The 6,369-nt window shown below is 67.0% G+C and carries 7 protein-coding genes; 1 reads left to right on the top strand and 6 read right to left on the bottom strand.

The window, feature by feature from the left end:
- Positions 1 to 33 precede the first annotated feature (33 nt).
- A complete protein-coding gene (ribA, locus tag JWQ81_RS20925) occupies positions 34 to 663 on the bottom strand; it encodes a GTP cyclohydrolase II (RefSeq protein ID WP_297544035.1) in 630 nt (209 codons plus the stop codon).
- Between the two features lie 157 nt (positions 664 to 820).
- The gene (locus JWQ81_RS20930) at positions 821 to 1,297 is read right to left on the bottom strand and encodes a helix-turn-helix domain-containing protein (RefSeq protein ID WP_297544036.1); all 477 of its coding nucleotides are present in this window, start codon (positions 1,295 to 1,297) and stop codon (positions 821 to 823) included.
- Between the two features lie 99 nt (positions 1,298 to 1,396).
- Between JWQ81_RS20930 and JWQ81_RS20935 the strand changes: the two genes are divergently transcribed.
- Positions 1,397 to 2,809 carry an MFS transporter gene (locus JWQ81_RS20935; RefSeq protein ID WP_297544040.1) on the top strand — a complete coding sequence of 471 codons (1,413 nt, stop codon included), beginning with the start codon at positions 1,397 to 1,399 and terminating at the stop codon, positions 2,807 to 2,809.
- Between the two features lie 3 nt (positions 2,810 to 2,812).
- Here the strand turns inward: JWQ81_RS20935 and JWQ81_RS20940 are convergent, their stop codons facing one another.
- The 4 genes from JWQ81_RS20940 to JWQ81_RS20955 all read right to left on the bottom strand — a co-directional run.
- A complete protein-coding gene (locus tag JWQ81_RS20940) occupies positions 2,813 to 3,028 on the bottom strand; it encodes a hypothetical protein (RefSeq protein WP_297544042.1) in 216 nt (71 codons plus the stop codon).
- A 291-nt stretch (positions 3,029 to 3,319) separates the two neighbouring features.
- Entirely contained in the window at positions 3,320 to 4,708 is a 1,389-nt protein-coding gene (locus JWQ81_RS20945; RefSeq protein WP_297544043.1) for a sugar porter family MFS transporter, read from the bottom strand.
- 295 nt (positions 4,709 to 5,003) lie between these two features.
- Positions 5,004 to 5,855, bottom strand: coding sequence for a class I SAM-dependent methyltransferase (locus tag JWQ81_RS20950; protein ID WP_297544045.1), 852 nt, complete (start codon positions 5,853 to 5,855; stop codon positions 5,004 to 5,006).
- A gap of 287 nt (positions 5,856 to 6,142) precedes the next feature.
- A partial coding sequence (locus JWQ81_RS20955; RefSeq protein ID WP_297544047.1) for an HNH endonuclease occupies positions 6,143 to 6,369 on the bottom strand: 227 nt, incomplete at its 5' end.

The raw sequence follows: 6,369 nt of genomic DNA on the forward strand, positions 1-6,369 counted from the left end.
GCAACTCGCCGTCGAGTTGCGGTAGTCGAAGGCTCAGCCGGCGAGGGTGAGGGTGTGCCCGGTGTGGTCGACTTTCGCGCGCAGATAGCGGATGTTGCTGTCGGTCGCGAACACTCCGGTGGTGACGCGGTGGTGGATCCCGACACCGTTTTCGCTCAGCTGCGCCTCTTTGTCGGGGTTGTTCGAGAGCAGGTCGATCTCGGACACCCCGAGCGCGCCGAGCATCTGGGCTGCGGCGGTGTAGTTGCGGCTGTCCTCGGGCAGGCCTAGCGCGGTGTTCGCGGCGTAGGTGTCCAAGCCGTCGTCCTGGAGCGCGTAGGCGTCGAGCTTGTTGTAGAGGCCGATGCCGCGCCCTTCCTGGCGCAGGTAGAGCAGGTAGCCGCCGGTTTCGGCGATACGCTCGACGGCTTCGCGCAGTTGGGCGCCGCAGTCGCAGCGGGCGGAGCCGAAGACGTCGCCGGTCAGGCATTCAGAGTGGAGACGGACCAGCGGCACGTCTGGGGAGGACAGGTCTCCGAGAACGAGCGCGAGGTGTTCGCCGCCATCGGTCAGGCCGCGGAAGGTGACCATGTCGGCTTCCGCGGTGAACCCGTCGGCGAAGCTGAGCGGGACGTGCACGCGGGTCCGCACCTGCGCCGGAACTGCGGTCGTCTTCGCGGTCATGGTCGTCCTCGATTCTCCCGGATCACTGCACAAGTCGATCATGCCCTCAACTGGATGATTGAGAGTTGAACTACCTGGCTGACAACCCTACAACCTTGTGTGACGTCGTTAAGGCGAGATCGACGGCAGCGTTGGTGTGGTTGTTCTCACAGCGTGGCTACTGGGCGCTGACTTCTTCGCGGGGAGCGGCGGCCGCAGTGGCGGCGACCGTGTTGGCGGCGTCCAGCGGTTTGCCGCAGCGGTCGCACTGCAGACGTCCGTCCGGCTGCCCGCCGCAACCGGCGTGCACGGCTGTGCGCGGTGAGCCGTTCGGTGCGCGGTAGTACTCGTCGCCCCAGTGCTTCAGGTGCATGAGGATCGGCCAGAGCTGCCGTCCCTTTTCCGTGGCGCGGTACTCGTAGCGCGGGGGATGTTCCTGGTAGGCCTCGCGTTCCAGGACACCCTCGGCGACCAGGAACTCCAGCCGCGTCGCGAGCACGCTGCGGGTGATGCCGAGCCTCGACACGAGGTCGTCGAAGCGCGTGACGTCGAACAGGGCGACTTCGCGCACGATGAGCAGCGACCAGCGCTCGCCAAGGATCTCGAGCGCCTTGGCGATCGAGCAGGTCTGGGTGTCGTACTCACGGCGAAGCATCCGTCACAGTCTAGCCGGGTGAGTTTGATGAAGCGACCCGCTACACTCCGGTGAGTTGCTTCATCAAACTCACTCTCCCTCCCCGGATCGGACGACAGCATGACGAAGACGGGTACGACCAGACCGGGCCTGGTGCTCCTGCTGGTTTCGGTCGCGTCCTTCCTGGCCAGCCTCGACCTGTTCATCGTGAACATCGCCTTCCCGGCGATCCGGGTGGCCTTTCCGGGCGGTGACCTGGGTTCGATGTCGTGGATCCTCAACGGCTACACGGTCATGTTCGCGGCGTTCCTCGCGCCGGCCGGCCGGCTGGCGGACCGCTACGGCCGGCGGCGGCTCTTCCTGATCGGGGTGGCGATCTTCACCGCGGCGTCGGCGGCGTGTGCGCTGGCCGGGTCGATCCCGATGCTGGTGGCGTTCCGAGCCGTGCAGGCGATCGGGGCCGGGCTGGTGATGCCGACGTCGTTAGCGTTGCTGTTGACCGCTTTCCCGGCGGCCAAACGCTCTGCCGCGGTGGGCATGTGGGCGAGCGTCGGCGCCGCGGCTGCCGCGCTGGGTCCGCCGTTGGGCGGACTGCTCGTCGAGGCTTCCTGGCGATGGGTGTTCCTGGTCAACGTGCCGATCGGCGTGCTGGCGCTGGTTTTCGGGCCGATCTTGCTGCGGGAGAGCAAGGACACGACGACCGGGGTGCCCGACCTGCTGGGTGCGTTGGGATTGCTGGCCGGGGTTGGCGGGTTGACGTTCGCGCTGGTCGAGGCGCCTGACGCGGGTTGGACGAGCGGGCGCGTGCTCGGCGGGTTCGTGGGCGGAGTCGCGGCTTTGGCGTGGGCGGTGTTCCGCGCGAAACGCCACCCCGTCCCCGTGCTCGACCTTCAGTCGCTCAAGGTGCCGACGCTGTGGCTCGCTTGCGTGGCGATGGCCCTGTTCGCCGCCGGGTTCGCCGCGATGCTCTTCGGGAACGTGCTGTTCCTCGTCGGCATCTGGCACGACTCCACCGCGATCGCCGGCCTGTCGCAGAGTGCCGGCCCCGCCACCGTGGTCGTGGTGTCGATGTTCGGCGGCCGGCTCGCCCACCGGTTCGGGCCGGGGCCGGTCGCGGCGGTCGGTGCGCTCAGCTTCGGCTTGGCCTCGGTGTACTGGCTCGCGCAACTCAGCGCGACGCCGGACTACTGGGCCGACATGTTGCCGGGCCAGCTTCTGTCCGGCCTCGGTGTCGGGCTCCTCATGCCGAGCCTGTCCTCGGTGGTGGCGACCGTGCTGCCGCCGGACCGCTGGGGAGCCGGTTCGTCGATGATCAACACGTCCCGGCAGGTCGGCACCGTGCTCGGTACGGCGATCCTGGTCGTCATCTACGGCGGGACGCAGGATCTCGACGCGTTCCGGCACGGCTGGATCTTCATCGTGGCGACGTCGGCCGCCGCCGCGGTGACCGGCTGCTTCATCGCCGCCCGCCGCGGCACGGTGGACCACCATGTCCAGCCCGCCGCCGAGTCGGCCCGGGTTTCGGTGTCCTAGCGGCTATTCGGTCTTGGCTTCGGGATCTTTGGCGGTGTCTTTGGCGTCTTTGTGGTGGTGGCCGAGGTGTTTGAGCTTCTCGACGGCGTCGTGCGCGAGATCCTTCACTTCGTACACCGTCTCCCACGCGGCCAGCTCGGCGTCGTCGGCCGTCTTGGCCAGCTCCTCCTCGACCTTTTCGCGGGTGCTTTCGTCCTTGTGATGAGCGTTCTCGGTCATGGGTTCCTCCCCGTGGGTTGACGTCCGGTCAGCCTTCCCCACCGGTCCTACCCGGACAACTCAGGGTAGCGACCGCGCGTGGAAGGCGTGCACGTGCTGTGCCGGGCCGCCTGCTTTCGGCGGCTGAGTGTGGGACTCGGCGCCGTGAACGTGGGACTCGCGCCCGCCCCGGTCCCTCAACCACCACGGACCCACGCAGACAACACCAGAGCCACAAGTGACAAATGAAAACGGCCGGGTACGGGGACTTTGCGCCCGTACCCGGCCGTCGGCCGGAACCCCTCGTGAAACTCAGGCCTTGGTGCGGACCTTGGTCCGTGCCCGCAGGTCGAGCTCGATCTGCTCCAGGCTGCGTCCCTTGGTTTCCGGGACGAGCCACTTGGTCAGCCCGAACAGCACGACGTTGATCCCGGCGAACAGGAACATCGAGCCGCCGATCCCCAGCGAACCGGGGGCGGAGATGATCGGGAAGACAGCGCTGACGATGCCGGTGGCCGCCCACAGGACGACGCTGCCGATGCCCATGCCCGCGGCGCGGAACCTCAGCGGGAACACCTCGGACATCATGACCCACACGACCGCGCCCCAGCCGAGCTCGTAGCCGACCAGGTAGAGGACCATCATGATCAGCATCAGCACCCCGCGGGTGCCGGTGTCGTGCACGTTCAGCACCACGATCCCGGCCGCGGCCAGGGTGATGACCATGATCACGTTGCCGATGAGCAGCAGGGGCTTGCGGCCCCAGCGGTCGACGACGAAGACGACCCACGCGGTGAACAGGAACTTGGTGATCCCGAGCAGCACACCGGAAAGCAGCGCCGCCTGGGTGGCGAAGCCGAGCCCGATGAGCATCGTCGGGAAGTAGGCGTTGATCGCGTTGACCCCGCTGAACTGCTGGCCGATGGCGAGCAGCATGGCGACGATCAGCATCGGGCGGACCCAGGGGAGGAACAGGTCGCGGATGCGGCCCTTCTCCTCGGTGTCCATCCGGATGACTTCGCGGATGGTGTCGAGTTCGGCGTCGACGTCGTCGGACTTGCCGTGGGAGCTGACGAGGACCTCACGGGCCTCCTCCACACGGCCGTTCTTCAGCAGCCAGCGCGGTGTCTCGGGCAGGAACACCAGCCCGGCGAGCAGGATGACGGCGGGGATGATCGCGCCCGCCAGCATCGCGCGCCAGTTGGATGTCGGGCCGAGCCAGTAGTCGACCAGGAACGCGATCAGGATGCCGAGGACGATGAAGATCTGGTTCAGCGCGCCCATCGCCCCGCGGAGCCGGGCGGGTGCAAGCTCGGACAGGTAGACCGGGACCGTCGAGGACGACAGGCCGATTCCGAGCCCGATGATGAACCGCGAAATGATCAGTAGCTCGAACGACGGCGAGAAGGTCGCCGCCAGCGTGCCGATGATGACGATCACGGCCGCGACCATGATCGTGCGCCGCCTGCCGAGCCGGTCGTTCGTCCTGGCGGAGAACGCCGCGCCGAAGATGGCACCGACCGACAGGCTCGCCGTGACGACGCCCTTGTCGAAGCCGGTCAGATGCCAGACCTTGGTGATGAACGGCAGGACACCCGAGATGACCCCGAGGTCGTAACCGAACAGGATCCCGCCGAGCGCACCAAAGAAGTACAACGTCGTTCTGTTGATTTGCCGTCGGGTCGGCGCTGTCTGCGTCATTGCCGAATCGCCCTCGTTTCCTGGGTCTTACCTGCCGGGTCGGTTTCGCGAAGTCTCCGGGTCCGGCACCGTCGGGGAGTGGTCAGGTCAGTGCGGTACTTCGTCGGGTTGGCCTGGTGGCCGGCCCGGCGGTGGTTCGTACCAGTGCCTCCGCCGAGATGCGGTGTAAACAGTCACACGCCCGTAACGCACGGACAAGACAAACGCTGATAACGATTCAGACACGTGATCGCCATTCACATATGTGACAGTGGCGAAGTGTGCGGGCCAGCCGGTCCGGACGGGAAACCGCTGGCTAGCTGAGGTTGCTCGTCGCGCGGCCCGCCGACGTGGCCTCGACGATCCAGGAGCGCGAGTCGAACAGCACGCCGTCTTCGGTCTCGTGCGCGGCGATGGAGTTGTAGACCCGTTCCAGGGCATGCTCTGCCGCTAGCGGATCCAGGGTGACGAGGAGGTCGTTCGTGCTGCGTAGTTCGCGTACGAAGCTGTACGTCGTGTCGACGTCGGAGCCGTAGGAAATCGGGACTTGCACGTCGGTGAACTTGATCCCGCCGAAGCCGGCGGCGTCGAGGATGCCTGTTACGGTCGCCTGGTCGGAGAGGGAGAACGGGCTCGCGGACATGGCTGTTTCCTTGACCGGCCCGAGCGCGTCGCGGACCACGTTCGCCCACTCGTTGTTTCCGCGGCTCTGCCAGACCATCATCACCAGGCGTCCTGCCGGGCGCAGTGCGCGTGCGAGGTTGCTGAACGCCGCGAGATGGTCGTCGAAGAACATCGTGCCGAACCGGCTGATGACGACGTCGAACCCGGCTGGCGCAAACGTGTGCACCTGAGCGTCTGCCTGCTCGTAGGTGACGTTGCGCAGCCCGTCGGCGTCGCTGAGTTCGCGGGCACTCTCAAGCATCAGCGACGAAAGGTCCACGCCGAGCACGCTCCCCGACACGGCCGCCCGCGCGGCGTCGCGCGTGGACTGGCCGGTGCCGCACCCGACGTCGAGCACCCGGTCGGACGCCATGATCCCGGTGGCAGCGCGGAAGGCGGCGTTCTGCGCACGGGCTCCGGCGTCGATGGTGGCGGCGTGCCGCACGCGATGTTCACCGGCCGCGCCGTCCCAGGCGGCGGTCTGCTCGGCGTTGGAGTTCCGCATCTCCTGACGCTAGCGCAGACAGGAGACGGTTGAGGTGAGCCGAGGCCGCGGTCGGCGCCGTTGTGCGACGAATTGCGGAGTGTGACCGGCGATGTGTCCTGACGCTTTCGGTCGTGCCTGGATTGGGTTTCAAGCTGGCGCCGGATGGGTGTTTCCGCTCCACGTAAGGGCTCTGGTGGTGTTCGGTAGCGGAAACACCCACCCGGGACGGAACCTCTGGTCACCACACGCGCGTCGTCGAGGTCCTCGGGTGATCTTGTCTACCGAGGTGTGTCGTGGTCGGTGGTCTAGATGCGTTGGTGGAGGGTGTTGCGGCGTGGTGTGCGTGTCGGGTCAAGGAATGCTGGTGGGATGAACTCCGGGAGCCCGTCGCGGGCGATGCGGACGCGCCATTCCGAGTAATGCATGAGATTGTGGTGCGCGGCGCAGAGGAACACGAGGTTCGAGATGCGTGTTTCCCCGTGGTGGGCCCACAAAACGATGTGGTGCCCGATGCATCGCTGCGGTGGTGCAT

The sequence above is a fragment of the Amycolatopsis sp. genome, from assembly GCF_025464955.1.
Classification (GTDB): domain Bacteria; phylum Actinomycetota; class Actinomycetes; order Mycobacteriales; family Pseudonocardiaceae; genus Amycolatopsis.